The organism is Enterobacter sp. SM3, assembly GCF_009811935.2.
In the GTDB taxonomy this organism is placed as follows: domain Bacteria; phylum Pseudomonadota; class Gammaproteobacteria; order Enterobacterales; family Enterobacteriaceae; genus Enterobacter; species Enterobacter asburiae_D.
Window position 1 is genome coordinate 3757832 of the sequence record NZ_CP099971.1, and the last position, 26031, is coordinate 3783862.

Genomic DNA, 26031 nt, shown 5'->3' on the forward strand with positions numbered 1-26031 from the left:
GGAGAAACACATGAGTCAGGTTGCCGTTGTCATTGGTGGGGGACAAACCTTAGGCGAGTTCCTCTGCCGTGGGCTTGCCGCAGAGGGTTACCGCGTGGCGGTAGTGGACATTCAGAGTGAAAAAGCCGCCCGCGTGGCGGACACCCTCAACACCGAGTTTGGTGAAGGGATGGCGTACGGGTTTGGTGCCGACGCCACCAGCGAGCAGAGCGTGATGGCGCTGGCCCGCGGCGTGGACGAGATTTTTGGACGTACCGACCTGCTGGTCTACAGCGCGGGGATTGCGAAAGCGGCCTTTATCAGCGATTTCGAACTGGGGGATTTTGACCGTTCGCTGCAGGTGAATCTGGTGGGCTATTTCCTCTGCGCCCGCGAGTTTTCCCGCCTGATGATCCGCGACGGCATTCAGGGGCGCATCATTCAGATCAACTCCAAATCAGGGAAAGTGGGCAGCAAGCATAACTCCGGCTACAGCGCGGCGAAGTTTGGCGGCGTGGGGCTGACGCAGTCTCTGGCGCTGGATCTGGCCGAGTACGGCATTACTGTTCACTCGCTGATGCTCGGCAACCTGCTGAAATCGCCGATGTTCCAGTCCCTGCTGCCGCAGTATGCCACCAAGCTCGGCATCAAAGCTGAGGAAGTGGAGCAGTACTACATCGATAAAGTGCCGCTGAAGCGCGGGTGCGATTATCAGGACGTGCTGAACATGCTGCTGTTCTACGCCAGCCCGAAAGCCTCGTACTGCACCGGGCAGTCGATTAACGTCACCGGCGGGCAGGTCATGTTCTGATCGAGCGGTATTGCCCGGTGGCGCTACCGCTTACCGGGCCTACAAAAACCTTCAAACCGTAGGCCGGTTAAGGCGCAGCCGCCACCCGGCAATTAAGGAGTGAAATATGGTAACCGCACTCATCACCGTCGCCGCACTCGCCTGGCTGTGCCAGATGGCGTTTGGCGGCTGGCAGATCCACCAGTTTAACCGCGCGTTTGATGCCTTGTGCCAGAAAGGTCGCGTCGGGGTCGGTCGTTCCGGCGGACGCTTCAAACCGCGCGTGGTCGTCGCCGTTGCGCTGGATGAGCACGACCAGGTGTGCGATTCCCTGATCATGCGCGGCATGACTGTCTTCGCCCGTCCGGTGAAAATCCAGGCAATCAACGGCATTTCGCTGCAGGAATTACGGCCCGATGTGATCTTTCCCCATGATCCACTCTGTCAGAATGCACTATCATTAGCGCTTAATCTGAAACATGGATAATTTCGTTGTGAAAGCTATAGACTTGCGAAATTATCATTTCGCAACCTAAGGAACGAAGCGCCTATGAAACCTCGTCAGCGGCAGGCGGCCATTCTCGAACATCTGCAAAAGCAGGGAAAATGTTCGGTAGAGGATTTGGCTCACTACTTTGACACCACCGGCACGACAATACGCAAGGACCTGGTATTGCTCGAAAACTCTGGCGCCGTCATTCGAACCTACGGCGGCGTGGTGCTCAATAAAGACGAAGCCGACCCGCCTATCGATCACAAAACGCTGATCAATACCCACCAGAAAGCGCTGATTGCCGAAGCCGCCGTAAAATTTATCCACGATGGCGATTCCATCATTCTGGATGCAGGCAGTACCGTCCTGCAGATGATCCCGCTGCTCAGCCGCTTTAACAACATCACGGTGATGACCAACAGCCTGCACATCGTCAACGCCCTGTCGGAATTCGACAGCGAGCAGACCATCCTGATGCCCGGCGGCACCTTCCGCAAAAAATCGGCGTCGTTTCACGGCCAGCTGGCGGAGAATGCCTTCGAGCACTTCAGCTTTGATAAACTGTTTATGGGCACCGACGGCATCGACCTGAACGCGGGCGTGACGACCTTCAACGAGGTATTCAGCGTCAGTAAAGCGATGTGCAACGCCGCGCGGGAAGTCATTTTGATGGCAGACTCGTCGAAGTTTGGCCGCAAAAGCCCCAACATTGTCTGTAGCCTTGAAAGCGTCGATAAGCTGATTACCGACGCGGGTATCGACCCGGCGTTCAAGAAAGCGCTGGAAGAGAAAGGAATCGACGTGATCGTAACCGGAGAAAGAGATGAGTGATTTTCTGTTAGAAACGGGGCGCCAGACGCTGATGCTGGAACTGCAGGAAGCCAGCCGCCTGCCGGAACGTCTGGGCGAGGATTTTGTCCGCGCCGCCAACACCATTATCCACTGCGAAGGCAAAGTGATCGTGGCGGGCATCGGTAAATCCGGCCATATCGGAAAAAAGATTGCCGCGACGCTCGCTAGCACCGGCACCCCGGCGTTCTTCGTGCATCCGGCAGAGGCGCTGCACGGCGATCTGGGGATGATTGAAAGCCGCGACGTGATGCTGTTTATCTCCTACTCCGGTTCGGCCAAAGAGCTGGACCTGATTATTCCGCGCCTGCAGGAAAAGTCGGTCGCCCTGTTGGCGATGACCGGCAAATCCCGCTCGCCGCTGGCGCTGGCCGCCAAAGCGACGCTGGATATTTCCGTTGAGCGTGAAGCCTGTCCGATGCACCTCGCTCCGACCTCCAGCACCGTTAACACCCTGATGATGGGCGACGCGCTGGCAATGGCGGTGATGCAGGCGCGCGGCTTTAACGAAGAGGATTTCGCCCGTTCGCATCCGGCGGGTGCGCTCGGCGCACGCCTGCTCAACAAGGTTCACCACCTGATGCGCACCGACGATGCCATTCCGCAGGTCAAACTCGATACCAGCGTCATGGACGCGATGCTGGAGCTCAGCCGCACCGGTCTGGGGCTGGTTGCGGTCTGCGATGACAACGGGAGCGTCAAGGGCGTGTTCACCGACGGCGACCTGCGCCGCTGGCTGGTGGGCGGCGGCAGGCTGGAAACCAACGTGTCGGACGCCATGACCAAAGGCGGGTTGACGCTGAACGCCGAGAGCCGCGCCATTGAAGCCAAAGAGGTGCTGATGAAGCGCAAAATCACCGCCGCACCGGTGGTGGATGATGCCGGCAGGCTGTGCGGCGCCATCAACCTGCAGGACTTCTATCAGGCCGGCATTATCTAACCCTTCAGTCCCAGACGTTTCGCCAGCCTGTGCAGGTTGGCGACGTCCATCTCCAGCGCCCGCGCGCACGCCGCCCAGCTGCGGTTATTCTGCTCCAGCGCGCGGGTAATCATCTTACGCTGAAACGCCTCCGTGGCTTCACGCAGATTTTCATTCGCTATCTCTGGCGCAGCCTGCGCAACAGCCGGTGCGCTTTCATCCTGCAGCGCAAAATGCCGCGCGTGGATCACCACTTCGTCACCCGAGCGCGTCGCCCGCGCCAGCACCACCGCGCGGTGGATCGCATGCTCCAGCTCGCGCACGTTGCCCGGCCAGCCATAGCTCAGCAGATGCGACCTCGCTCCCGGGCTCAGCACCACGCGGGAAAGCCCCATCCTGAGACGGCACTGCTCGCAGAAAAAGCCCGCCAGCAGCACCACGTCGTCCCCGCGCTCGCGCAGCGGTGGTACGGTAAGCGGGAACACGCTCAGGCGATGGAACAGGTCGGCGCGGAACTCCCCGGCCAGCACCGCTTCACGCAGGTCCCGGTTGGTGGCCGCCAGCACGCGAACGTCCACTCTGTGGCTGCGGTCATCCCCCACGCGCTGGATGTCGCCGTACTGCAGCACACGCAGCAGCTTGGCCTGCAGCGAAAGGGAGAGCTCGCCGATTTCATCCAGAAACAGCGTGCCGTTATCGGCCATTTCGAACTTGCCGCTGCGGTTGCTGATGGCCCCGGTAAACGCCCCCTTAACGTGACCAAACAGCTCGCTTTCCGCCACGCTTTCCGGCAGCGCGGCGCAGTTGAGGTACACCAGCGGGTTCACCGCGCGCGGCGAGGCTTCGTGAATGGACTTCGCAACCAGCTCCTTACCGGTGCCGGTTTCCCCGAAGATCAGCACGTTCAGGTCTGAGGCGGCAACAATCTCAATCTCTTTTTTGAGCTGCGCCATGCCCGGCGAAAGGCCGATCATCTCCGTGTGCGTTACCTGCTCAAACGCCGCCGGGCTGCCGGGAAGAATGTTCTGGCTCTCCAGCTGTTCAATCAGCAGGGCATTGTTCAGCGCCCCGGCGGCCAGGGCGGCAATCAGGCGCAGCTCTTCGTCGCTAAAGGTGTCGAACTGGTCCGGCGACAGGCCGTCGAGGGTCAGTGCGCCAATCAGGTTTTGTCCGGCAAACAGCGGCAGGCCGATACAGGCGTGCACCTTCAGGCTCTCCTGTCCGGGAATAAGCCCGTCGTACGGGTCGGGCAAGTCGCTGTCCGCCGGGAAACGCACCACGTCACCCGCGCGGGCGATGGTTTCCAGACGCGGATGGCCCTCAAGGGTAAAACGCCGCCCGAGCACGTCCTGCGCCAGCCCGTCGATAGCCAGCGGAATAAACTGCCGCCCTTCGTAGCGCAGCAGCGCCGAGGCGTCGCACGCCAGCACGTGGCGCAGCGTGGAGATCAGCCGCTGAAAGCGGTCCTGATGGCCGATACCGGTCTGCAGTTCAATGGCGATCTTCGCCAGCACGTCTACGGAAAAGCTCATATTGACCTCGCTGTCATTTTGACAATCCACATTGTCATATTGACACTAATATTGATAGTCATAATGACTACCCATTACGGATCATAAAAATATTAATCAATAAAAATCAACAAATTAAAAGTTGGCACGCAACTTGATATAAGCAAATCATCTTATTTGAAAATGCTGTATTACGTAGAGGTTGCTATGTCTATTCTGGTTAAAAATAACATTCATTGGGTCGGTCAACGTGACTGGGAAGTGCGCGATTTCCACGGGACGGAATACAAAACGCTGCGCGGCAGCAGCTACAACAGCTATCTCATCCGCGAAGGAAAAAACGTGCTGATCGATACCGTCGATCACAAGTTCAGCCGCGAGTTCGTGCAGAACCTGCGCAGTGAAATCGACCTGGACGCCATCGACTACATCATCATCAACCACGCGGAAGAAGATCACGCCGGTGCGCTGACCGAGCTGATGTCTTACATTCCGAACACGCCTATCTACTGCACCACCAACGCCATCGACTCGATCAACGGCCATCACCACCATCCGGAGTGGAACTTCCACACCGTGAAAACGGGCGACGCGCTGGATATCGGCAATGGCAAACAGCTGATCTTCGTGGAAACGCCCATGCTGCACTGGCCGGACAGCATGATGACCTACATGACCGGCGACGCGGTGCTGTTCAGCAACGACGCCTTCGGCCAGCACTACTGCGACGAGCGCCTGTTCAACGACGAAGTGGACCAGACCGAACTCTTCGAGCAGTGCCAGCGCTACTATGCCAACATCCTGACCCCGTTCAGCCGCCTGGTGACGCCAAAAATCACCGAGATCCTCGGCTTCAACCTGCCGGTGGACATGATTGCCACCTCCCACGGCGTGGTATGGCGTGAGAACCCAACCCAGATTGTGGAGCTGTACCTGAAATGGGCGGCGGACTATCAGGAAGACCGCATCACCATTTTCTACGACACCATGTCCAACAACACCCGCATGATGGCGGATGCCATTGCTCAGGGCATCAACGAAGTGGACCCCAACGTGGCGGTGAAAATCTTCAACGTGGCGCGCAGCGATAAGAACGAGGTGTTGACCAACGTGTTCCGCTCTAAGGGCGTGCTGGTGGGCACCTCCACCATGAACAACGTGATGATGCCGAAAATTGCCGGTCTGGTGGAAGAGATGACCGGCCTGCGTTTTCGCAACAAGCGCGCCAGCGCCTTTGGCTCTCACGGCTGGAGCGGCGGCGCGGTAGACCGTCTGTCTACCCGCCTGCAGGATGCCGGTTTTGAAATGTCCCTGAGCCTGAAGGCAAAATGGCGTCCGGATATCGACGCCCTGGAGATCTGCCGCCAGCACGGTCGCGACATTGCCCGTCAGTGGGCGCTCGCCCCCCTTCCGCAAGCGGCACAACCATCCGAACAGCAGGAAGCCTGCGCCTGTGCGGCAGCCGCGGCTGCTGACCTCGGCCCGCGCATGCAGTGCAGCGTCTGCCAGTGGATTTACGATCCTGAGCTGGGCGAACCGCTGCAGGATGTTGCTCCGGGCACCCCGTGGCGCGACGTGCCGGACAACTTCCTCTGCCCGGAATGTTCCCTCGGAAAAGACGTTTTTGACGAACTGGGTACGGAGGCAAAATGAGCAACGGTATCGTCATCATCGGCTCGGGCTTTGCCGCCCGCCAGCTGGTAAAAAACATCCGCAAGCAGGATGCCAGCGTGCCGCTGACGGTGATTGCCGCCGACAGCATGGACGAGTACAACAAGCCCGATCTCAGCCACGTCATTAGCCAGAATCAGCGCGCCGAAGACCTCACCCGCCAGACGGCGGGGGAGTTCGCAGAGCAGTTTAACCTGCGCCTGTTCCCGTACACCTGGGTCACCGATATCGACGCCGCCGCCCGCGTGGTGAAAGCAAAAGAGAAGACCTGGCAGTACGACAGGCTGGTGCTCGCCACGGGTGCCTCTGCGTTCGTACCGCCGATTGAGGGCCGCGAGCTGATGCTCACCCTCAACAGCCAGCAGGAGTACCAGGCCAGCGAAACGGCGCTTCGCGACGCGCAGCGCGTGATGATTGTCGGCGGCGGGCTGATAGGCACCGAACTGGCGATGGATTTCTGCCGGGCGGGCAAATCCGTCACCCTGGTCGACCATGCGGCGAGCATCCTGTCGTCACTGATGCCCGCAGAAGTAAGCAGTCGCTTACAGCATCGCCTGACCGACATGGGCGTCCATCTGCTGCTCAAATCGCAGCTGCTGAGTTTGACCAAAACTGAAGGCGGTATTCGTGCCACGCTCGACCGCAGCCGCAGCGTTGAGGTGGATGCGGTTATCGCGGCGACGGGCCTGCGCCCGGAAACCGGGCTGGCGCATCGCGCAGGCGCCGAAACAGGTCGTGGCGTGAAGGTAAATAGCTACCTACAAACTACGCAGCCGGATATTTATGCGCTGGGCGACTGCGCGGAAATTAACGGTCAGGTGCTTCCGTTCCTGCAGCCGATACAATTAAGCGCGATGTATCTGGCGAAAAATTTGCTCGGCGGCAGCGCGCCGCTGAAATTACCCGCCATGCTAATTAAAGTCAAAACGCCGGAATTACCGCTGCATCTTGCCGGTGAAACGCAGCGTCATGATCTGAACTGGCAAATTACCCTCGAACCGCAGGGAATAGTCGCGCGCGGTGCCGATAATGAGGGTCAACTACGCGCTTTTGTCGTCAGTGAAGACCGGATGAAGGAGGCTTTCGCGCTGCTGAAACTGTTACCTGCTTAACCCTCGTTTTGCCGGGTGGCGCTTTGCTTACCCGGCCTACAGCACGGCCACGCTTACTTAACCTTTGGATTTGATTATCCACCGCCCCGATGTCCCGGGGCTTTTTTTTACGCATTCTATTCATCAAATAAATGCAAAGCAGGTATATCATCGCTATCAATCCCTTATTTATTATTTCCATTAATACTTAAATGCGGAACAGCTTAAAAACATCACCCTGTTTTATTATTCACATCCGGCTTAGTCTGAAAAGGTATTAATCAGCCGGAGACAAATCATGGCGACTTTTCATAAAGAACTCAATTATCTTTCTCGCTATTTCAAAGAAGCGAAGCATGCGGAACACATTTTATTTCGCTGGCTTTATTTGAGCCCGGAGGCGCGCATTGAGCGTCTGCGCGAGTTGATGATGCCGGTCAGTGAACCTGAGCGGTAATTGCCGGGTGGCGCTACGCTTACCCAGCCTACAAAGCCCGTAGGCCCGCGCAAGCGTAGCGCCGCCGGGTTAAAAACCGGAACACTTTACGTAAACCAGCACTTTTTCTTCCGCAAAAAAATCCTACACTCTCAGCATCCCTTTTTCATCGGTATGCCGCTATGCGCCAGCTTCAGAAAATCCGTCAGTATCAACGGCTTTATCAGCACTACGGCGCAGCGCCTGCGTCCACCACCATTACCGAAGTCGCGGAGGTTGCGCTCTGCAGCGAACGTCATGCGCGCACCCTGCTGCGCCAGCTCGCACAAAGCGGCTGGCTAAGCTGGGACGCGCAGCCGGGGCGCGGGCACCGTGCCACCCTGCACTGCCTGACCACCACCAGCGAGCTGAGCGCGCCGCTGATGCACGCCTGCCTGGAGAAAGGGGATTACCAGAGCGCGCTGCAGCTGGCCGACGGCGATCCGGCTAGCCTGCACCACATCATCACCCCGTTTTTAGGCGGCAAATGGCTTAAGCATCAGCCGACGCTGCGCATTCCGTGGTATCGCCCGCTGACCTCGCTGCATCCCGCCCTTCAGCGCCGCCGCGCCGAACAGCATATTATCTGCGCGGTTCACGCGGGGCTGACGCGCTACGCGCCCGGCCACCCGCAGCCGGTAGCGGATTTAGCCCACCACTGGGATACCCATGACGACAAACGTCGCTGGCGCTTTTACCTGCGCAGCGGCGCGCACTGGCATAACGGGCAGGCCATCAGCGATGAAGATGTTCTCAGCGCGATGCAGCAGATGCTGGCCGATCCGGCGCGCGGCGCGGGGCTCGCGCACGTTCAAACGGTGTCGCTTGTCGCCCCCTGGTGCCTGGAGATTGCGCTGAACGCGCCCGATGCCATGCTGGCGCATCGTCTCGCGCATCACGCCTGTCGCCTGCCGCATCCGCAGCAGCCGACTATCGGCGCGGGTCCCTTTGCTATCGCCCATCACCACTCGCACTACCTGCGCCTTGAGCGTCAGCCCTGGTACTTTGCGGCGCACCCGCTGCTGCATGCGATTGAGTTCTGGCGAACCCGCAGCGAGGCAGAAAAATCGGCGTGGATCACCGTGGGTAAAGGCGAAAATGCCCGGGAGTCCGTCACCTCCACCAGCGGCGGGTTTGCCTGGCTGATGCTGAATGCCGGACTGCCGCACCCGCTGGCCGCCTGGCTTCGTCAGGAAATTCAGCATATTAACCAACAGCACCTCCGCAGGGAGGATGTCGATACCCGCACGGAGATCCTGCCCGGCATCACCACGCCCGCGTTTGCGGATGCCTCCGACGTGGCGCTCCCCGCGGCCCTTTCTCTGATCTGTTACGACACGCCGGGGCTGTGCGATCTGGCCAGCATGCTGCAAACGCGCCTGAAAAAGCGCGGCTGTGACGTTATCATCCAGCGGAAGGACCGCGAGGCGTGGCACGCCCCCGACGCGCTGGCGCAGGGGGATATCTTACTGGGGGATTATCTGGCGGGTGAAGCCGCGGAATTCGCGCTGGCAGAGTGGTTTACCGAAGAGCCCGCGTGGGCCACCGCACTGGGGCAGACCGCCTGGCAAAAAGCGAAGCAGATGCTGATGGCGTACTGCGAAAGCGAAGAAAGCCTGCGAAAACATCTGCCCGCCTTCTTTCAGCACCTGCTGGAAAGCGGCGCCTGCACGCCGCTGTTCCACTACCGCTATCGTCTTAACACCCTGGAAAACGTGCAGGACATAGTGCTGACCGCCAGCGGCTGGCTTGATTTTACCCGCGCCTGGCTGCCGCCGGCTCAGGAGCGCACCACCAGCGCGTCGTAGCCGCGCCAGCGGTAGTTGACCATCGAGATCAGCCAGCAGGCAACGAACAGCCCGACCACCACAAACCCGGCGTTGCCCAGGTTGTCGTTCACCGCGCCAATCAGATCCCAGACGCCGCCGCTGAGGGCGAACTTGTCCATCAGCAAGCCCAGCGCTTCCAGTCCGCCGATAAACAGCGCCACCACCACGGAGGTGCCGGTGATGGTCATGTTGTAGTAGAGCTTGCGCTGCGGCTTGTTAAACGCCCAGCCGTAGGCACCGACCATCAGCAGGTTGTCGAGGGTATCCACCAGCGCCATGCCGCTGGCGAAGAGCGCCGGGAAGACCATGATTGACCACACCGACATTCCGCTGGAGGCGCTGGCGGCAGAGATCCCCAGCACGCCAATCTCGGTGGCCGTATCAAAGCCGAGGCCAAACAGGAAACCGACCAGGTACATCTGCCAGCTTTTATTCACCAGGCGGAAGGTTTTGCCAAACAGCCAGTTCATGACGCCGCCCTGCGCAGGCAGCGTGATGTCGCCCTGCACGGGCCTGCCGTGTTTCAGCGCCTGAAAACTGCGCCAGACGCCGCGCAGGATCACCATGTTTACCAGCGCCATCGCCAGCAGGAAGGTGGCGGAAACGGCGGTGCCAATCAGGCTGCCGGTTTCGTGGAACCATTCCATGTTTTTCTGAAACGCCGTCGCGGTAGCGGCGATGGCAATCGAGGCCAGCACCACGATGGTGGAGTGCCCCAGCGAGAACCACGCCCCCACGCCGGACGGGCGTTTGCCCTGCTGCATCATCTTACGCGTCACGGTATCAATGGCCGCGATGTGATCGGCGTCCACCGCGTGACGCAGCCCGTAGCACCACGCCAGCAGGCTGGCGGCCATCAGCGCCGTGCTGCCGCTAAAGGCGTGCCATGCCCATCCCCAGGCCAGCAGGTTTGCCATTACCAGAGCCAGCATCAGAAGCGCGGCGCGAGGTTCATTGCGTAAGAGTCGTAACATTTTAAATCCTTTGTGAACATGACCGGGCGGCGGCGATCGCCGCCTGCCCGAAGGAGATCGCTCCATCACCTGCGGGCAGGCGCGAAGGAAAAAGAAGCGTAAAGTCAGAAAGATAATGACGCAGGCGCGCGCGCAGCAGACGGTTGTGCAACACGCCGCCGCTGAGGCTGATTGTCGACAGCGACAGGCGTCGGGCATGGAACGCGGCGAGTTCCGCCAGCCCCTTAGCCAGCGCGTCGTGAAACGCCCACGCGCGCTCGCACGGCTCGGCCTGCCAGGCCAGCCACTGCTGCCAGAAAAGCGCGAGGTTATCCGCGTCCAGCGTCACCGGATGGTCGACGCCCGCGCACTGCGAGGCCAGCGCTTCCAGCCTGCAGGCGGCTTCACCCTCCCAGGATTGGGCGTCGATACCGAGCGCGCAGGCGACGGCATCAAACAGGCGGCCACAGGATGAGGCACTCGGCGCGTTGATGCCGCGCCCGATCGCCGTCGCCAGCAGCGGCCAGTGCTGGCGCTGTACCGCGCGCGTTTCCGGGTACTGCTGCCAGTCAGGGACAAACGCCAGGCAGTGGGCGAGTAAATTGCGCCACGGCTGCCGCGCCGCCAGATCGCCCCCCGGCAGCGCAACGGCAGGCAGCCCGCCCAGACGCTCGCACGTGAGATAGTTGACCCGCAGGCACTCCCCGCCCCACAGCGCGCCGTTCTCGCCCATGCCGATCCCGTCCAGCGTCAGGGCGATAACGTCTCCGCCCTCACGCGGCCAGCCGTTCTCCGCCAGGCACGCCGCCGCGTGGGCGTGATGGTGCAGTACGGTTTCGACCGGCAGCCCCTGCGCCTGCGCCCATTGTTGCGTGTGGTAGCCCGGATGGGCGTCGCACACCACGCGCTCCGGCTGGAAGGCGTAGATGTCCTGCATCGTCGAGAGCGCGCCGCGCCACTGCGCTTCGACACCCTCGTCGCCGAGATCGCCAAAATGCTGGCTCAGCACCGCCTGGCTGCCACGCACCAGGCAGAAGGTGTTTTTCATCTCCGCGCCTGTGCATAACATGGCGGGGATATTCTCGAAACCCGCTGGCAATATGATGGCATCCGGCACAAAACCGCGCGCCCGGCGCAGCATCGCGCCGTCCCGATCCATCACCGAATCGTCCATCCGTTGAAGAATATCGCGATTGTGCAGCAGAAAGCCGTCCGCAATGCCGCCCAGTTCATCCAGCGCCTGTTGATTACTGATGGCAGGCGGCCTGCCGCTGAGGTTGCCGGAGGTCATCACCAGCGGTCGTCGGCAGTCCATCATCAGAAGATGCTGCAGCGGATTAGCGGGCAGCATGATGCCCACGCTATCCAGACCCGGTGCGATACCCTCAGGGAAGTCAGGCAGACAGGCTTTTGGCGTGAGCACGATGGGTGCAGCGGGTGAGCCGAGCAGCGTCTGAATCGACTCAGGCAGCTTATCCACATCCGGGATCATCACCGCCAGCGGCTTCGACGGGCGCTGCTTGCGTGACCGCAGTCTCAGTATCGCCTGCGGGTTTTGCGCATCACAGACGAGGTGAAAACCGCCCAGCCCTTTGACCGCAACGATGCCGCCGCTTTTCAGCATCTCTACCGCCGCACGCAGCGCCGTTTCGCGGGTGGCAACAACGTCGTCCGCACGCCATTCCAGCGCGGGCCCGCAGTCCGGGCACGCCACCGGCTGGGCGTGAAAACGTCGATCGGCAGGATTGCGGTATTCCGTCTCGCACGGCACGCAGAGCGGGAAAGGTGCCATCGACGTGGCCGGACGGTCATAGGGCATGGCGCGGATAATGGTAAACCGCGGCCCGCAGTGGGTGCAGTTGATAAACGGGTAGCGATAACGGCGCTCGCCGGGGTCGCGCATTTCAGCCAGACACGTCGGACAGGTCGCGGCATCGGGCACAATCTGCGTGTCCATCGCCCCGCCCGCGCTGTGGCGGATGGTAAAGTCCTCCGGCAGGTGCGCCCAGGTAAACGGCTGCGTTTCAACATGATCAATGCGTGCCAGCGGTGGGCAGTCCTGATGCAGCCTCGCGGTAAAGTCCCCCCCATTACCCGCGAGGCGCACCAGCACGCCCTTCCCGTCATTGCAGACGTCACCGGTCAACTGAAGCGCCTGCGCCAGCTGCCAGACGAAGGGACGAAACCCTACGCCCTGCACCTTGCCGCGCACGCGCAGCTGGACACCGTTGCTGCACATACGGTTCAGAACAGCAGTGATGACGACGTGTCGAACGCCGCACGACGGCGCTTTTCGGCGCTCATCTGCTCAAGCTTGTCGCGATCCACGCAGACCAGCGCGTGCGTCGGGCAGGCTTCCATGCAGGCCGGGCCGGCGTCGCGGTGGTAGCACAGGTCACATTTGTTGGCTTCGGCTTTGTCCGCACGTACGCTCAGCCCCATGCCGCTGTTGCGTACCACCGGACGGACAACCACCTCCATCGCGCCGTACGGGCAGGCGACCACGCAGGTTTTGCAGCCAATGCAGCGCTCCTGCATGACATGCACAAAGCCTTTCTCGCGTTTAATCGCCCCGTTCGGGCAGACGTTCGCACAGGGTGCGTCTTCGCACTGGCGACAGATGGCGGCGGTAGAAATATTCACGCCTTTGATGACGTGGATACGCGGCAGGAAGGTGTCAGGGGTAAGCGACGCGCAGTCCTGCTCCGCCTGATGGGAAACCACGCACGCCACTTCACAGGTACGGCAACCAATACACTTACTGGCATCGGCCATAATAAAACGGTTCATCTGCTTCTCCAGCATTACAGTTATGCCCGGAGATATTCATAAACCGTGCCAATAATTAACTTATTGATTTAATATGAATTTAAACATCACGACGGCGCTGTCATCGTCACTTATGACGATGACAGCTGTCGACATCAGCGGTGCGGGCCGTCAATAACCGAGTCGCGAAGGATAAGCTCGCCGGAGAAGGTTTGCTGATATTTAAACTCTCCGCCGTCGAGCATGAAGATCAGGCGGCTGATGGTCTCTTTGATCATCTCCGTCACCGGAATACGCACGCTGGAGAGCGACGGCACGATGTAGGGCGCGATGGCCACGTCGTCAAAACCGATCACCGACACCGCGTCCGGCGCGGCCACGCCGCTGTCGTGCAGCTGCTTCATGGCACCGATTGCCATGTCGTCATTACTCGCCACCAGCGCCGTAAAGCGTTCGCCGCGAGCAAGCAGTTCAGAAACCGCCGCCGCGCCGCTGGCCGGGTTCCACTTCCCCTGCGCAATCAGCCCCTCGCGCAGCGGAATACCGTGCTGCGCCAGCGCGTCCCGGTAGCCGGAGAGACGCTCAACCCCGGTGGGAGAATCCAGCGAGCCGGTGATAAACGCGATCTCCCGGTGCCCTTTCGCAATCAGCTGTGACACCGCCTCCTGGCTGGAGGCCTTATGATCGGACCACACGCTGTGGCTGCTGTTTTTCCGCAGGCGGCGGTTGAGCACCATAATGGGCTGCTCGCACTTCTCGACGATCTCATCCATCTCTTCCACGCTCAGGAAACGCGGGTAGATAATCACCGCGTCGCAGCGCATGTCGAGCAGATACTGAATGGCCTCGCGCTCCTCGTCGGCGCTGTGCTTGCCGTCCGCGAGGATCAGCTGCCGCCCTTTCTCTTCCGTCATCCGCGCGGCGTGAAACAGCAGTTCGCTAAAGTAGACGCCGTGATAAAGGGTGTTGGTCACCACCAGCCCCAGCGTCTGGGTACGTTTGGTCGCCAGGTTGCGCGCCAGCAAATTCGGGCGATAGCCGCTCTCTTCAATGGCCTGAAACACCCGGTCTTTGGTCTCCTGGCTGACGTAGCCGTTTCCCGACAGCACCCGGGACACCGTGGCTTTCGAAACGCCTGCCCGCTTCGCCACTTCAAGCATCGTGGTCATGTTGTTAATCCGTCTGAATCTGATGGAACGCAGTGTACTGCACTGCAAAAAAATTGTCGCAGCGGTGAAATCACGCTTTCGCTCCCTCATTGCGATCTGCATCACGAAACGAAAAAATGGTCAAAAAGCGATCTTGTTTCATTCATAAAAACTCATAATGATTATGTGGAACCGGTTTCCTACATTTCTCACAACGATAACAGGATCATATCCGATGGCCAAAAATTACGCTGCGCTGGCGAACGACGTTGTCAGCGCGCTGGGCGGCAAAGAGAACATTGTCGCCGTCACCCACTGCATGACGCGTCTGCGTTTCGTTCTGAAAGACGAGAGCCTTACCGACGCCCCGCGCCTGAAAAGCATCAGCGGCGTGCTCGGCGTGGTGCGCAACGACAACCAGTGCCAGGTCATCATCGGCAACACCGTTTCACAGGCGTACCGCGAAGTGGTGAGCCTGCTGCCAACCAGCCTGCAGCCTGCCGTACCGGAAGGCCCGCAGAAACTGACCCTGCGCCGCATTGGCGCGGGGATCCTCGACGCGCTGATCGGCACCATGTCCCCGCTGATCCCGGCGATCATCGGCGGCTCGATGGTCAAACTGCTGGCGATGATCCTCGAGATGACCGGCGTGTTGGGCAAGGGCGATCCCACGCTGACCATCCTGACGGTCATTGGCGACGGCGCGTTCTTCTTCCTGCCGCTGATGGTGGCGGCCTCGGCGGCGGTGAAGTTCAAAACCAACATGTCGCTGGCGATAGCCATCGCGGGCGTGCTGGTCCACCCGAGCTTTATCGAGCTGATGGCGAAAGCCGCGCAGGGCGAGCACGTTGAGTTCGCCTTTATTCCGGTGACGGCGGTGAAATACACCTACACCGTCATCCCGGCGCTGGTGATGACCTGGTGCCTGTCGTACATCGAACGCTGGGTGGATCGCATTACCCCGGCAGTAACCAAAAACTTCCTCAAGCCGATGCTGATCGTGCTGATTGCCGCCCCGCTCGCCATCGTGCTGATTGGCCCGCTGGGGATCTGGATCGGCAGCGCCATCTCCGCGCTGGTTTACACCATTCACGGCTATCTGGGCTGGCTCTCCGTCGCCATCATGGGCGCGCTGTGGCCGCTGCTGGTGATGACCGGGATGCACCGCGTGTTTACGCCGACCATCATTCAGACCATCGCCGAGACGGGCAAGGAAGGGATGGTGATGCCGTCGGAAATCGGCGCCAACCTATCGCTCGGCGGCTCGTCGCTGGCGGTAGCGTGGAAAACCAAAAACCCGGAGCTGCGCCAGACGGCGCTGGCGGCAGCGGCCTCCGCCATCATGGCGGGGATCTCTGAACCGGCGCTTTACGGCGTGGCGGTACGCCTGAAACGTCCGCTGATTGCGAGCCTGATCAGCGGCTTTATCTGCGGCGCGGTTGCCGGCATGGCCGGACTTGCCAGCCATTCGATGGCGGCGCCGGGGCTGTTCACCAGCGTGCAGTTCTTCGACCCGGCGAATCCGATGACCATCGTCTGGGTGTTCGGCGTGATGGGGCTGGCAGTGGTGCTATCGTTTGTTCTGACCCTGATACTCGGCTTTGAGGATATCCCGGTCGAAGACGAGGCCGAAAAAGCGCGCGCCCTGCAAACCGCACCGGTACAGAGCAAAGCAGCACAAGCATAAATTGAAAGCGAGGTAAGAATGTCTGTTTTTCCACAAGGATTTTTATGGGGCGGCGCGCTTGCCGCCAACCAGAGTGAAGGCGCTTACCGTGAAGGCGGCAAGGGGCTGACCACGGTCGATATGATCCCCCACGGCGCGAACCGCCTGGCGGTGAAGCTCGGTAAGGAAAAGCGTTTCTCGCTGCGTGACGACGAGTTCTACCCAAGCCACGAGGCGATTGATTTTTACCATCGCTATAAAGAGGACATCGCCCTGATGGCGGAGATGGGCTTTACGGTGTTCCGCACCTCGATTGCCTGGAGCCGCCTCTACCCGAACGGCGACGAGCCGCTGCCGAATAAAGAGGGTATTGCCTTCTACCGCGCGGTGTTCGAAGAGTGTAAAAAGTACAACATTGAGCCGCTGGTCACCCTGTGCCACTTCGACGTGCCGATGCACCTGGTCACGGAGTACGGCTCGTGGCGCAACCGTAAGATGGTCGATTTCTTCGCCCGCTACGCCCGCACCTGCTTTGAAGAATTTAACGGGCTGGTGAAATACTGGCTGACCTTCAACGAAATCAACATCATGCTGCACAGCCCGTTCTCCGGCGCGGGGCTGGTGTTTGAGGAAGGTGAAAACGAGGATCAGGTGAAATACCAGGCCGCGCACCACGAGCTGGTGGCGAGCGCGCTGGCGACCAAAATCGCCCACGAGGTGAGCCCGGAAAACCAGGTCGGCTGCATGCTGGCGGGCGGGAACTTCTACCCGTACTCCTGCAAGCCGGAAGACGTGTGGATGGCGCTGGAGAAAGACCGTGAGAACCTGTTCTTTATCGACGTGCAGGCGCGCGGCAGCTACCCGGCGTACTCCGCCCGCGTGTTCCGCGAGAAAGGCGTGGTGATCGTGAAAGATCCCGGCGACGATCTACTTCTGAAAAACACCGTCGACTTTGTCTCGTTCAGCTATTACGCCTCGCGCTGCGCGTCGGCGGACATGAACGCGGGCAACACCAGCGCGGCGAACATCGTGAAGTCCCTGCGCAACCCGCACATTCAGGTGAGCGAATGGGGCTGGGGCATCGACCCGCTCGGCCTGCGCATCACCATGAACATGATGTACGACCGCTACCAGAAGCCGCTGTTCCTGGTGGAAAACGGCCTCGGGGCGAAGGACGTTATTGATGAAAACGGCGAGATTAACGACGACTACCGCATCAGCTACCTGCGCGAGCACATCCGCGCCATGGGCGACGCCATTGAGGACGGCGTGCCGCTGATGGGCTACACCACCTGGGGCTGCATCGACCTGGTGGCCGCCTCAACGGGCGAGATGAGCAAGCGCTACGGGTTTGTGTACGTTGACCGCGATGACGCCGGAAACGGCACGTTGGACCGCAAGCGCAAGAAATCATTCTGGTGGTATAAGAAGGTGATTGCGAGTAACGGGGCGGATCTGGAGTAGCCTGTTTTGCCGGGTGGCGGCTTCGCCTTACCCGGCCTACAAAACCGTAGGCCCGGTAAGCGTAGCGCCACCGGGCGCTGTTCAGAGCCGGGAGAAATCCCCGTCCCCAACCCACCCGGCTAGCCGTGAATAAACCACCTCCACCGCCTCTTTCACCGGCGGCGTCATCGGGTAATAGAACCCGACAATGTCCGGCTGGATCCCCAAAAACAGCACCTCGCCCACGTCGTCTTTAATCTGATCGACCAGGTAGTTCAGCGGCATATTGTGCGTCGTCATCATAAACATCTCGGCGATGTCGTCCGGGTCAATCAGGCGGATCTCGCCGGGGTTGAGCCCCATATCGGTGGCATCGACGATTAACAGCCTTTTCGGTCGCAGTTCGCGAATGGCGACCACGTCGTTTTCCGGCGCGCTGCCGCCGTCAATCACTACCCAGTTGCCCTGCGGGTTCGCGGCGCACATCTCAGCCAGCAGCGGGCCCGCGCCGTCGTCGCCCATCATGCTGTTGCCGACACACAGTAAAACGTCAGTCACGTAATCTCCTCACCATCAGGTAGATGGCGCTCTCCTGATGAATATCGTGCAGCATGCTAAGCAGCGTTTTGCTCCACGCCTGCTGCTCGAGGGTTTGCCTGCAAAGCGCCGCGTCAAAGGCGTTGGCGAGCATCGCAATGTGGTTGGCGTCGATGACGATCTCGCCGTACTTCGGCACGCCTTCCATTTTGCGACGCGCCGTGCTGCCCTCCTCCAGCGTGGCGATCCACGCCAGGTACTCGGACCACGGGCAGCTCAGCGCCGCCTCCAGGCAGTCGATCACCCCGAGGTGGTGCCCAATCGCCAGGCTGTAATAGACCACCTGCTGCGCCGCATCCGGCGTGGCATCGTTCTCATCAATAAACTTACGGCTCAGCTGGCTGAACACCACCGTTTCACTCATCGGATACGCGCCTCATCCACAATGCTGTTCAGGTTCGCCACGATCTCATTGAGACGCGGATCGTTTTCCGCCTCCAGCCAGCGCGCCACCTGATGGTCGCCCTGGCTCAGCAGGCGCAGATAATCGTCGGCAATCTGACGGCCATAGCGATAGCCCGCCAGTTTCCGCGCCGTGCGGTCGATCTTCACCCGCAGCGGCTGCACCATGTCAGGGTGCAGAATGGCGGCAGGCTGGTTGTCCAGCTCGCCCGGCTCGCGCGCGTGGATTTTTTGCTCCAGCAGGCCGAGCGCCATGGCAAAGCCGTACAGCGTCGCGGCGGGCGTCGGCGGGCAGCCGGGAATGTAGACGTCCACCGGCACGATTTTGTCGGTGCCGCCCCAGACGCAGTAAAGGTCGTGGAAGATGCCGCCGCTGTTGCCGCAGGCGCCGTACGAGATGCAGATTTTCGGGTCCGGCGCGGACTGCCAGGCGCGCAGCGCGGGGGATCGCATGGCGCGGGTGACGGCCCCGGTAAACAGCAGGATGTCCGCATGACGCGGGGACGGCACCACCTTGATGCCGAAGCGCTCGGCGTCAAACAGCGGCGACAGCGTAGCGAAGATCTCGATCTCGCAGCCGTTGCAGCCGCCGCAGTCCACGCGGTAGACGTAGGCCGAGCGTTTGATTTTTTTCAGCAGCGACGCCTTCATGCTGGCGATGGATTCGTCCACCGTCATCGGCACAGGAATGCCGTTAGCGTCGCGCGGGCCTAGTAGGTTTTCCATCAGCTGGCCTCTCTCATATGGCGGGTGATATCAATACGGTCGGACGGCAGCAGGCACTTCTGACGCTTGCACTCCGGGCAGGTTTCAAAGCTTTCACGGTGATGCTCCGCGCGGGCGTCGCCGTTGTGCTGCAGCAGCGCAATGGCGTAGTCGATCTCTTTCTGCACGGCGAACGGGCGCTGGCAGACGCGGCAGTTGCACAGGTCAAAGCGCGACTGCTGCAGGAAATCCTCTTTCTTCCACACCGCCAGCTCGTACTCCGGCGAAAGGCGAATGGCGACCGTCGGGCAGACCTCCTCGCAGCGGCCGCAGAAGATGCAGCGCCCGAGGTTAAACTGCCAGGCCAGCTCGCCGGTTTTGAGATCCGTTTCGACCGTTAAGGCGTTCGACGGGCAGGCGTTGACGCAGGCCGCGCAGCCGATGCACTGCTGCGGGTTGTGCTCCGGCTTGCCGCGAAAGTTTTTATCCACCGGCATCGGCTCCAGCGGATAACGGCTGGTCTGCGTGCCCGTTTTGATCACTTTTTTGATAAAGGTAAACATGGCGAGTCCTTATTTCAGCGGCGAGTTTTTACGCTCGATGCTGTAGCGCTCAAGCTCTTTGTACGGCACCACCTGGCTTTTCTTCTTGCGCACGTCCACGACGGTCATGCGGTCGGTGCAGGAGTAGCACGGGTCGAGGCTGCCGATGATCAGCGGCGCATCCGAAACCGTGTTGCCGCGCAGCATATAGCGCAGGGTTGGCCAGTTGGCGTAGGTGGCCGCGCGGCAGCGCCAGCGGTAAAGCTTCTGGTTGTCGCCGGTCATGCTCCAGTGAATGTCGTCCCCGCGCGGCGCTTCGGCAAAGCCGAGGGCAAAGCGGTTCGGGATGTAGGTGAAGCCCTCCACCATCAGCGGGCCGCCCGGCAGGTTATCGAGGCCGAAGTCGATCATGTTCAGGGCGGTAAACACCTCGTTGATGCGCACCTTGAGGCGCGAAATGACGTCGCAACCCTGCTCGCTGTGCACGGTCATCGGCAGCAGGCCGTAGCCGACGAACGGGTGATCGGCACGCGTGTCGCGGGCGTGGCCGCTGGCGCGCACCATCGGACCGACGTTGCTGAAGTCGCGGGCGATCTCCGGGTCAAGGCGGCCGATGCCGACGGTGCGCTGCTCGATGTTTGGCGTGCTGAGCAGCATATCCACCAGCTCTTGCACGTCGCGGCGCATCTGCTGCGCCAGCTGGCGGGTCTGGATCATGTCGTCCTTCAGCAGGTCGCGGCGGATCCCGCCGATCAGGTTCAGGCCGTAGGTTTTACGCGCCCCGGTGAGGATCTCCGCCATCTTCATCGACGCCTCGCGCACGCGGAAGAACTGCATAAACCCGGAGTCAAAGCCGACAAAGTGGCAGGCCAGGCCGAGGTTGAGCAGGTGCGAGTGCAGGCGCTCCACCTCCAGCAGAATGGCGCGGATCATCTGCGCACGCTCCGGCACCACGATCCCCATGCCGTTCTCCACCGAGGTGGTGTAGGCGGTGCTGTGGGCGAAGCCGCAGATGCCGCATACGCGGTCAGAGAGGAACGTCACTTCGTTGTAGCCCATGCGGGTTTCCGCCAGCTTTTCCATGCCGCGGTGGACGTAGAACAGGCGGTAGTCGGCGTCGATGATATTCTCGCCGTCGACGAACAGGCGGAAGTGGCCCGGTTCGTCGGAGGTGACGTGCAGCGGACCGATCGGCACCACGTTATTCTTTTTGCTGCCCAGCTCGTTGATGAATTCGTAGGTTTCGCTGTCGGTGGTCGGCGCCGGGCGCTGGCGATAGTCCATGCTGTCTTTGCGCAGCGGATAGAGTTCGTCCGGCCAGTCGTCCGGCAGCACCAGGCGGCGCTCGTCCGGCAGGCCGACCGGCACCAGGCCGTACATGTCGCGCACTTCGCGCTCGCCCCAGACCGCGGCAGGCACGCGCGGCGTGACGGACGGGTATTCCGGCTTATTCGGGTCGACTTCGATGCGCACGGTGAGCCAGCACTTTTCGCCCTGCTCCATCGACATTACGTAGTACACCGCATAATTGCCGCACAGCTGGCGCTCGTCGTTGCCGAACAGTACCGACAGCCAGCCGCCCTGCTGGTAATAGAGAAACTCCACCACTTCCGGCAGGTAGTTCACCTTAATGGTGACGGTTACCTGGTCTTTGGTTTGCCAGGACTCCTCCAGCACCACGCCGGGGAAAGCCTGATGCAACGCGGCGAGATACTGCTGACCTTTCTTTTCTTCAGACATAAATACTCTCTTTAATCACGCCACCAGCAAGGAGACGAACGCTAAAAATGCAAAACCAAAACCGGCCCAGGTGATGCGCGACGTTTCCACAAAACGCAGGCGCGCCATGCTGTTTTCAAACAGGGCAATCACCAGCACGCCGACCAGCAGCTTGAGGGCGGCAATCACGACGGCCAGCGCCAGACCGCCCGCGGAGAAATGCGTCATTTGCCCCCACGGGAAGAAGACGCCGACAAACATCTGCAGCACCACCAGCTGTTTGAGGCTGATGCCCCACTTCAGCACCGCGAAGCCGTAGCCGCTGTACTCGGTAAGCGGCCCTTCCTGTAGCTCCTGCTCGGCTTCCGCCAGGTCGAACGGCAGTTTGCCCATCTCAATAAAGGTGGCGAACGCGCAGGCGCAGAGCGCCAGTACCAGCGGGATCGAGCGCGCCACCGGCCAGTGGTAAACGGTGTGGGTGATAAAGCTGATGTGGGTGGAACCCGCCACCTGCGCGGCGACCCACAGCCCCAGCAGCAGGATCGGCTCAACCAGCACGCCGAGCATTGCTTCGCGGCTGGCGCCGATGCCGGTAAACGGGCTCCCGGTGTCCAGGCCCGCAATCGCAAAGAAAAAGCGGGCGATGGCAAAGAGGTAAATCAGCGTGATCAGATCGCCAAGCACGGGCAGCGGCGACGCCACCGTCACCACCGGCAGCGCGGTGGCGATGGTCAGCATGACGCCCACCATCACAAACGGCGTCAGGTGGAAGACCCAGCCTGCGGCGTCCGGTGCCACGCTCTGACGAGAGAGCAGTTTAAAGAAATCGCGGTACTCCTGAAGCACGCCAGGACCGCGACGGTTGTGCATCCGGGCGCGCGCCACGCGCGTGATGCCCGACAGCAGCGGCGCAGCGGCGAACAGCACCAGCGCCTGAAGAATTGCCAGTAACAGACTCATGTCAGGCTCCTCGTGAAATCACAATGACCACCAGCACGGCCAGCTCGATGACCGCCAGACGGCGGAACAGCGCGGGCGCGGCGGCACTCTGCCAGCCGGGTACCCAGCCCACCGGGTTCAGCCAGTGGCGCAGCTTCAGCACGGCGGCGAAATTCTCCTTCACCGGCATGGCGAAACCGTGGGCGGTGATGACCATCGACTGTTCGTGTTCGTAGCCGCAGGCCCACGCCGCACCGCGCGCGCGGGAGGTGAGCCTGTCGCGTTTGAAGAACAGCATCAGGACGAGCGGCAGCAGCGGTGCGCCAATCAGCAGCAGCGCGATCATCGGCTGAGAGACGGTGGTATTCGCCACGGTCAGCGGCAGCGGAATGGCGTTGCCCAGCAGCGGCAGCAGCCACGGCGCGGCGACGCCACCCGCGATGCAGCACAGCGCCAGCGCGACCACGCTCACGCCCATCAACAACGGTGCGCAGCAGGCGTTTTCCGCTTCGCGGGTGCGCGGCGCGCCGAGGAAGGTCACGCCATAGACTTTCGCCATGCACATCACCGCCAGCGCCCCGGTAATCGCCAGCCCGACCGCCAGCAGCGGGCCGAGCAGGCGCGCGATAAATGCGTCGCTCTGACCAAGCGCGAAGAAGGACTGATAGATCACCCACTCCCCGGCAAAGCCGTTCAGCGGCGGCAGCGCGGCCATTGCCATCAGCCCGACCAGCATCGCCAGTGAAATCACCGGCATCTTTTTGCCAATCCCACCCAGCTTTTCGATATCCCGATGACCGGTGCGGAACCAGACGCTGCCCGCCCCGAGGAACAGGGTGCTTTTAAACAGGCTGTGGTTAACGAGGTGATACAGGCCACCGATAAACCCGGCGGCAATCAGCGCCGGATGATTGAGCGCCAGCCCGGTCACGCCCGCGCCAATGCCGAGCAGGATGATGCCGATGTTTTCCAGCGTGTGGTACGCCAGCAGGCGCTGGATGTTGTGCTCCATCAGCGCGTACAGGCCGCCGACGAATGCGGTGATCATTCCGGCGACCAGCAGCACGACGCCCCACCACAGCGGCGGCTGTCCGCCGGTCAGCGTAATCGCCAAAATTCCGAACAGACCCACTTTCATCACCACCACCGAAAACAGCGCGGCGGCGGGCGCGGAGGCATTCGCATGCGCCTGCGGCACCCAGCCGTGCAGCGGGATGATGCCAGCGAGCAGGCCAAAGCCGAGCACGCCCAGCAGCCAGACGTCGTTCCCCAGCGGATGGCCGTTGAGCGCAGAGAAATCCAGCGTGCCAAAGCGTTGCCACACCAGCCAGCAGGCCAGCGCCAGCAGCAGCGTTCCGAGGCGTCCCAATGCAAACCACAGCTTGCCGGAGGCGCTGCAGCCCGTCAGGAACACGCCGCAGAGCGCCATGATCTCCGCCATCACCACCAGCGCGCCGAGGTTGCTGGCGATAACGGTGCAGACCGCCGTCGCCATCAGCAGATTGACCAGCAGGCCGTTGGCTTTAGCGTGCGGGTGGCGGTGCCAGTCGATATTGAACAGGCTGATAAACACCCCGCACAGGCCAAACGTCACCAGCCAGATGGCGTTCAGCGGCGTGATCTCAACCGTGTGGCGAATCAGCGGCATCACGGTTTCTGCGGACTGTCCGCCGAGCAGGACAACGCCGCCTGCTGCCAGCGTCATCAGGCTAGCGACCGCTCCGCCGATCCCGGCGATCGCGCCGCTCAGGGCTTTATGGAATGAGAAGATCAGCGCCAGAACAGCGGCGGCAGCAAAACAGGCTACCGCGCTGGTAATCATCATCGCCGCGTTCATTTCGCCCCCTCGTTAAGCGCCTGTAGCAGAGAAAGGTCGCCAAAATCACTGTTGATGGTCAGCTCGCGTTTACGCTTGCTGGTACGGGCAATGTCGCGAATGTTAACCAGAATCAATGCCTTAGTCGGGCAGGTGCGCACGCAGGCCGGGCCCTGCTCATCGAAGCTGCACAGGTCGCATTTCACCGCAACGGCACGGATGCCGGGCACCCAGTCCAGCAGCGTGCTTACGCGTGCCGGAGCCGGTGGCGCGGGCGGGGCTTTTGGCGAGTTGGCGTTCGCCGGAATGTGCAGCGGACGGCTGCCGGAAAATTCAATCGCGCCGAACGGGCAGGCAATGCCGCACAGCTTGCAGCTAACGCACAGGCTTTCGTTCAGCTGGACAGCGCCATCAATTCGGGTGATGGCATTCACAGGGCAGACGCCCGCGCAGGGGGCGTCTTCACAGTGATGGCAGAGCTGCGGGGCAGACTCTTTTTCATTACGCATGACGTGCAGGCGCGGCATGGACTGCAGCCCATGCAGGCGATGCGTTTCCGAACACGCTGCCTCACAGGTTCGACAGCCAATACAGACCGTCGAGTCGGCAATTACAAAACGGTTCACCGGGTTTTCCTCTGGTGATAGTCATTTTTGACGAAAAACTGTCTTGTCGACACTTCTCGACACGCAGGAGTCAGGCCACGTTCGCTGAGGCGTTTCCATCCATCAGCTGCTTCAGGTTGACCGGGAGATCGTGCTCAACGGCGGCGTACAGGCCGTTATAGACCGGCGCGATTTTTTCCAGATAGTGCTCCAGCACCTGCTGGCGATCGCGGTTGCTGACGTGGCCGTCCACCATGCCGTCAGCCATCAGCTGCGCCTTCGCAATACACTGTTTTTCGCCGTCTTTTGTCTCGAGGTGGTACTCAATGGTGTGGCTGTTGAAGTTATCCGCCAGGGTAACGTTGATCGTGAAATGGCCGAACAGGACGAAGCGCATGTCGCCCTGCGCCGCGCAGCTCATCGCGTGGTGAAGACGCGCTTTCGAGAGGGTTATGCCCTGAACCAGAGAGTTACAGTAGAGGTGCCACTGGTCCTGCAGCTGCTGATGACGCTGCGCGATGTAATCCGCTTTTTCGCTGATTTCCCGAATAGTCATAGAAGGTATCCGTTTAATGGAGATATCGGCTGTTAAGCAGATTCCATGCCAGTTTTTATCTTAATGATTTTAAATGGGTTTAATTGTAAAACCGCTGTCAACGCCGCGGTGTCGACGTGTCATTTCGACAGCGTTGACATCGTCACGCCTTAACAAAAAACAAGCTGGCACCGTTATTGCATTCAATGGCGCAATTCATTGAGGAGGCGTCATGCACGAAATCACCCTCTGCCAGCGGGCTCTGGAACTTATCGAACAGCAGGCAGTGCAAAACCACGCGAAGCGCGTCACCGGCGTCTGGCTGAAGGTCGGAGCATTTTCCTGCGTCGAGACCAGCGCCCTGCATTTCTGCTTTGAGCTGGTGTGCCGCGGCACGCTGGCGGAAGGCTGCGAGCTCCATATTGAAGAGCAGCAGGCGGAGTGCTGGTGCGAGCAGTGCCAGCAGTACGTGACCCTGCTGTCATCGAAGGTTCAGCGCTGTCCGCAGTGTCAGAGCACCGGTCTTCGCATCGTGGCGGATGACGGCATGCAGATCCAACGCCTCGAAATCGAGAAGGAGTAAAG

At 60.9% G+C, this 26031-nt stretch carries 25 protein-coding genes; 11 read left to right on the forward strand and 14 right to left on the reverse strand.

All coding sequences use genetic code 11. The features are described 5' to 3' along the window. Positions 1-10 precede the first annotated feature (10 nt). The 4 genes from srlD to gutQ all read left to right on the forward strand — a co-directional run bounded on the left by srlD (position 11) and on the right by gutQ (position 3051). A complete protein-coding gene (srlD, locus tag GVO84_RS17595; protein WP_063144187.1) occupies positions 11-790 on the forward strand; it encodes a sorbitol-6-phosphate dehydrogenase in 780 nt (259 codons plus the stop codon). A 106-nt stretch (positions 791-896) separates the two neighbouring features. Continuing rightward, on the forward strand, positions 897-1256 hold the full coding sequence (gutM, locus tag GVO84_RS17600; RefSeq protein ID WP_032660364.1) for a transcriptional regulator GutM: 360 nt from the start codon (positions 897-899) through the stop codon (positions 1254-1256). Between the two features lie 63 nt (positions 1257-1319). Next, entirely contained in the window at positions 1320-2093 is a 774-nt protein-coding gene (srlR, locus tag GVO84_RS17605) for a glucitol operon DNA-binding transcriptional repressor SrlR (RefSeq protein ID WP_032660362.1), read from the forward strand. Next, the gene (gutQ, locus tag GVO84_RS17610) at positions 2086-3051 is read left to right on the forward strand and encodes an arabinose-5-phosphate isomerase GutQ (protein WP_029742068.1); all 966 of its coding nucleotides are present in this window, start codon (positions 2086-2088) and stop codon (positions 3049-3051) included. The genes srlR and gutQ overlap by 8 nt, the downstream gene beginning before the upstream one ends. On the opposite strand, the gene norR is transcribed toward gutQ, so the two are convergent. Beyond that, complete coding sequence (norR, locus tag GVO84_RS17615; RefSeq protein ID WP_159514777.1) at positions 3048-4562, reverse strand: nitric oxide reductase transcriptional regulator NorR; 1515 nt, start codon at positions 4560-4562, stop codon at positions 3048-3050. The two genes, gutQ and norR, sit on opposite strands and share 4 nt — an antisense overlap. Before the next feature lie 186 nt (positions 4563-4748). Here norR and norV point away from each other — a divergent pair, with 186 nt between their 5' ends. The 4 genes from norV to GVO84_RS17635 all read left to right on the forward strand — a co-directional run bounded on the left by norV (position 4749) and on the right by GVO84_RS17635 (position 9586). Continuing rightward, positions 4749-6194, forward strand: a complete 1446-nt coding sequence (gene norV / locus GVO84_RS17620) for an anaerobic nitric oxide reductase flavorubredoxin (protein WP_121424504.1) — start codon at positions 4749-4751, stop codon at positions 6192-6194. Beyond that, a complete protein-coding gene (norW, locus tag GVO84_RS17625; protein WP_159514778.1) occupies positions 6191-7324 on the forward strand; it encodes an NADH:flavorubredoxin reductase NorW in 1134 nt (377 codons plus the stop codon). Before norV ends, norW begins: the two co-directional genes overlap by 4 nt. A gap of 277 nt (positions 7325-7601) precedes the next feature. After that, positions 7602-7760, forward strand: a complete 159-nt coding sequence (locus GVO84_RS17630; protein ID WP_183078912.1) for a hypothetical protein — start codon at positions 7602-7604, stop codon at positions 7758-7760. 161 nt (positions 7761-7921) lie between these two features. Next, positions 7922-9586, forward strand: coding sequence for an SgrR family transcriptional regulator (locus tag GVO84_RS17635; protein WP_159514779.1), 1665 nt, complete (start codon positions 7922-7924; stop codon positions 9584-9586). Here the strand turns inward: GVO84_RS17635 and GVO84_RS17640 are convergent. The 4 genes from GVO84_RS17640 to GVO84_RS17655 all read right to left on the reverse strand — a co-directional run bounded on the left by GVO84_RS17640 (position 9559) and on the right by GVO84_RS17655 (position 14498). Beyond that, entirely contained in the window at positions 9559-10581 is a 1023-nt protein-coding gene (locus GVO84_RS17640; protein ID WP_159514780.1) for a HoxN/HupN/NixA family nickel/cobalt transporter, read from the reverse strand. The two genes, GVO84_RS17635 and GVO84_RS17640, sit on opposite strands and share 28 nt — an antisense overlap. Before the next feature lies 1 nt (position 10582). Continuing rightward, on the reverse strand, positions 10583-12799 hold the full coding sequence (gene hypF / locus GVO84_RS17645) for a carbamoyltransferase HypF (protein WP_159514781.1): 2217 nt from the start codon (positions 12797-12799) through the stop codon (positions 10583-10585). 5 nt (positions 12800-12804) lie between these two features. After that, positions 12805-13350: an electron transport protein HydN gene (gene hydN / locus GVO84_RS17650; protein WP_029739520.1), complete on the reverse strand. Its 546-nt coding sequence runs from the start codon at positions 13348-13350 to the stop codon at positions 12805-12807. Between the two features lie 134 nt (positions 13351-13484). Next, the gene (locus GVO84_RS17655) at positions 13485-14498 is read right to left on the reverse strand and encodes a LacI family DNA-binding transcriptional regulator (RefSeq protein WP_159514782.1); all 1014 of its coding nucleotides are present in this window, start codon (positions 14496-14498) and stop codon (positions 13485-13487) included. 214 nt (positions 14499-14712) lie between these two features. On the opposite strand from GVO84_RS17655, the gene ascF reads away from it, so the two are divergent. Then, positions 14713-16164: a PTS cellobiose/arbutin/salicin transporter subunit IIBC gene (gene ascF, locus GVO84_RS17660; protein WP_159514783.1), complete on the forward strand. Its 1452-nt coding sequence runs from the start codon at positions 14713-14715 to the stop codon at positions 16162-16164. Between the two features lie 18 nt (positions 16165-16182). Continuing rightward, a complete protein-coding gene (locus tag GVO84_RS17665; protein WP_159514784.1) occupies positions 16183-17607 on the forward strand; it encodes a 6-phospho-beta-glucosidase in 1425 nt (474 codons plus the stop codon). 81 nt (positions 17608-17688) lie between these two features. Here GVO84_RS17665 and hycI read toward each other — a convergent pair whose 3' ends face one another. The 9 genes from hycI to hycA all read right to left on the reverse strand — a co-directional run bounded on the left by hycI (position 17689) and on the right by hycA (position 25467). Further along, entirely contained in the window at positions 17689-18144 is a 456-nt protein-coding gene (gene hycI, locus GVO84_RS17670; protein ID WP_159514785.1) for a hydrogenase maturation peptidase HycI, read from the reverse strand. Next, on the reverse strand, positions 18137-18547 hold the full coding sequence (locus tag GVO84_RS17675) for a formate hydrogenlyase maturation HycH family protein (RefSeq protein ID WP_159514786.1): 411 nt from the start codon (positions 18545-18547) through the stop codon (positions 18137-18139). Before GVO84_RS17675 ends, hycI begins: the two co-directional genes overlap by 8 nt. Continuing rightward, the gene (locus GVO84_RS17680; protein ID WP_159514787.1) at positions 18544-19311 is read right to left on the reverse strand and encodes an NADH-quinone oxidoreductase subunit B family protein; all 768 of its coding nucleotides are present in this window, start codon (positions 19309-19311) and stop codon (positions 18544-18546) included. Before GVO84_RS17680 ends, GVO84_RS17675 begins: the two co-directional genes overlap by 4 nt. Continuing rightward, positions 19311-19853, reverse strand: a complete 543-nt coding sequence (locus GVO84_RS17685) for a formate hydrogenlyase complex iron-sulfur subunit (protein ID WP_159514788.1) — start codon at positions 19851-19853, stop codon at positions 19311-19313. The genes GVO84_RS17680 and GVO84_RS17685 overlap by 1 nt, the downstream gene beginning before the upstream one ends. Positions 19854-19862: 9 nt before the next feature. Beyond that, complete coding sequence (gene hycE / locus GVO84_RS17690) at positions 19863-21572, reverse strand: formate hydrogenlyase subunit HycE (RefSeq protein ID WP_159514789.1); 1710 nt, start codon at positions 21570-21572, stop codon at positions 19863-19865. Positions 21573-21587: 15 nt separating this feature from the next. After that, a complete protein-coding gene (locus GVO84_RS17695) occupies positions 21588-22511 on the reverse strand; it encodes a respiratory chain complex I subunit 1 family protein (protein ID WP_159514790.1) in 924 nt (307 codons plus the stop codon). 1 nt (position 22512) lies between these two features. Next, the gene (gene hycC / locus GVO84_RS17700) at positions 22513-24327 is read right to left on the reverse strand and encodes a formate hydrogenlyase subunit 3 (RefSeq protein ID WP_159514791.1); all 1815 of its coding nucleotides are present in this window, start codon (positions 24325-24327) and stop codon (positions 22513-22515) included. Continuing rightward, on the reverse strand, positions 24324-24932 hold the full coding sequence (locus tag GVO84_RS17705; RefSeq protein ID WP_029739531.1) for a 4Fe-4S dicluster domain-containing protein: 609 nt from the start codon (positions 24930-24932) through the stop codon (positions 24324-24326). The genes hycC and GVO84_RS17705 overlap by 4 nt, the downstream gene beginning before the upstream one ends. A gap of 70 nt (positions 24933-25002) precedes the next feature. Beyond that, positions 25003-25467, reverse strand: coding sequence for a formate hydrogenlyase regulator HycA (gene hycA, locus GVO84_RS17710; protein WP_159514792.1), 465 nt, complete (start codon positions 25465-25467; stop codon positions 25003-25005). Between the two features lie 211 nt (positions 25468-25678). On the opposite strand from hycA, the gene hypA reads away from it, so the two are divergent. Continuing rightward, a complete protein-coding gene (gene hypA, locus GVO84_RS17715) occupies positions 25679-26029 on the forward strand; it encodes a hydrogenase maturation nickel metallochaperone HypA (protein WP_048979273.1) in 351 nt (116 codons plus the stop codon). The last annotated feature ends 2 nt before the right edge of the window (positions 26030-26031 follow it).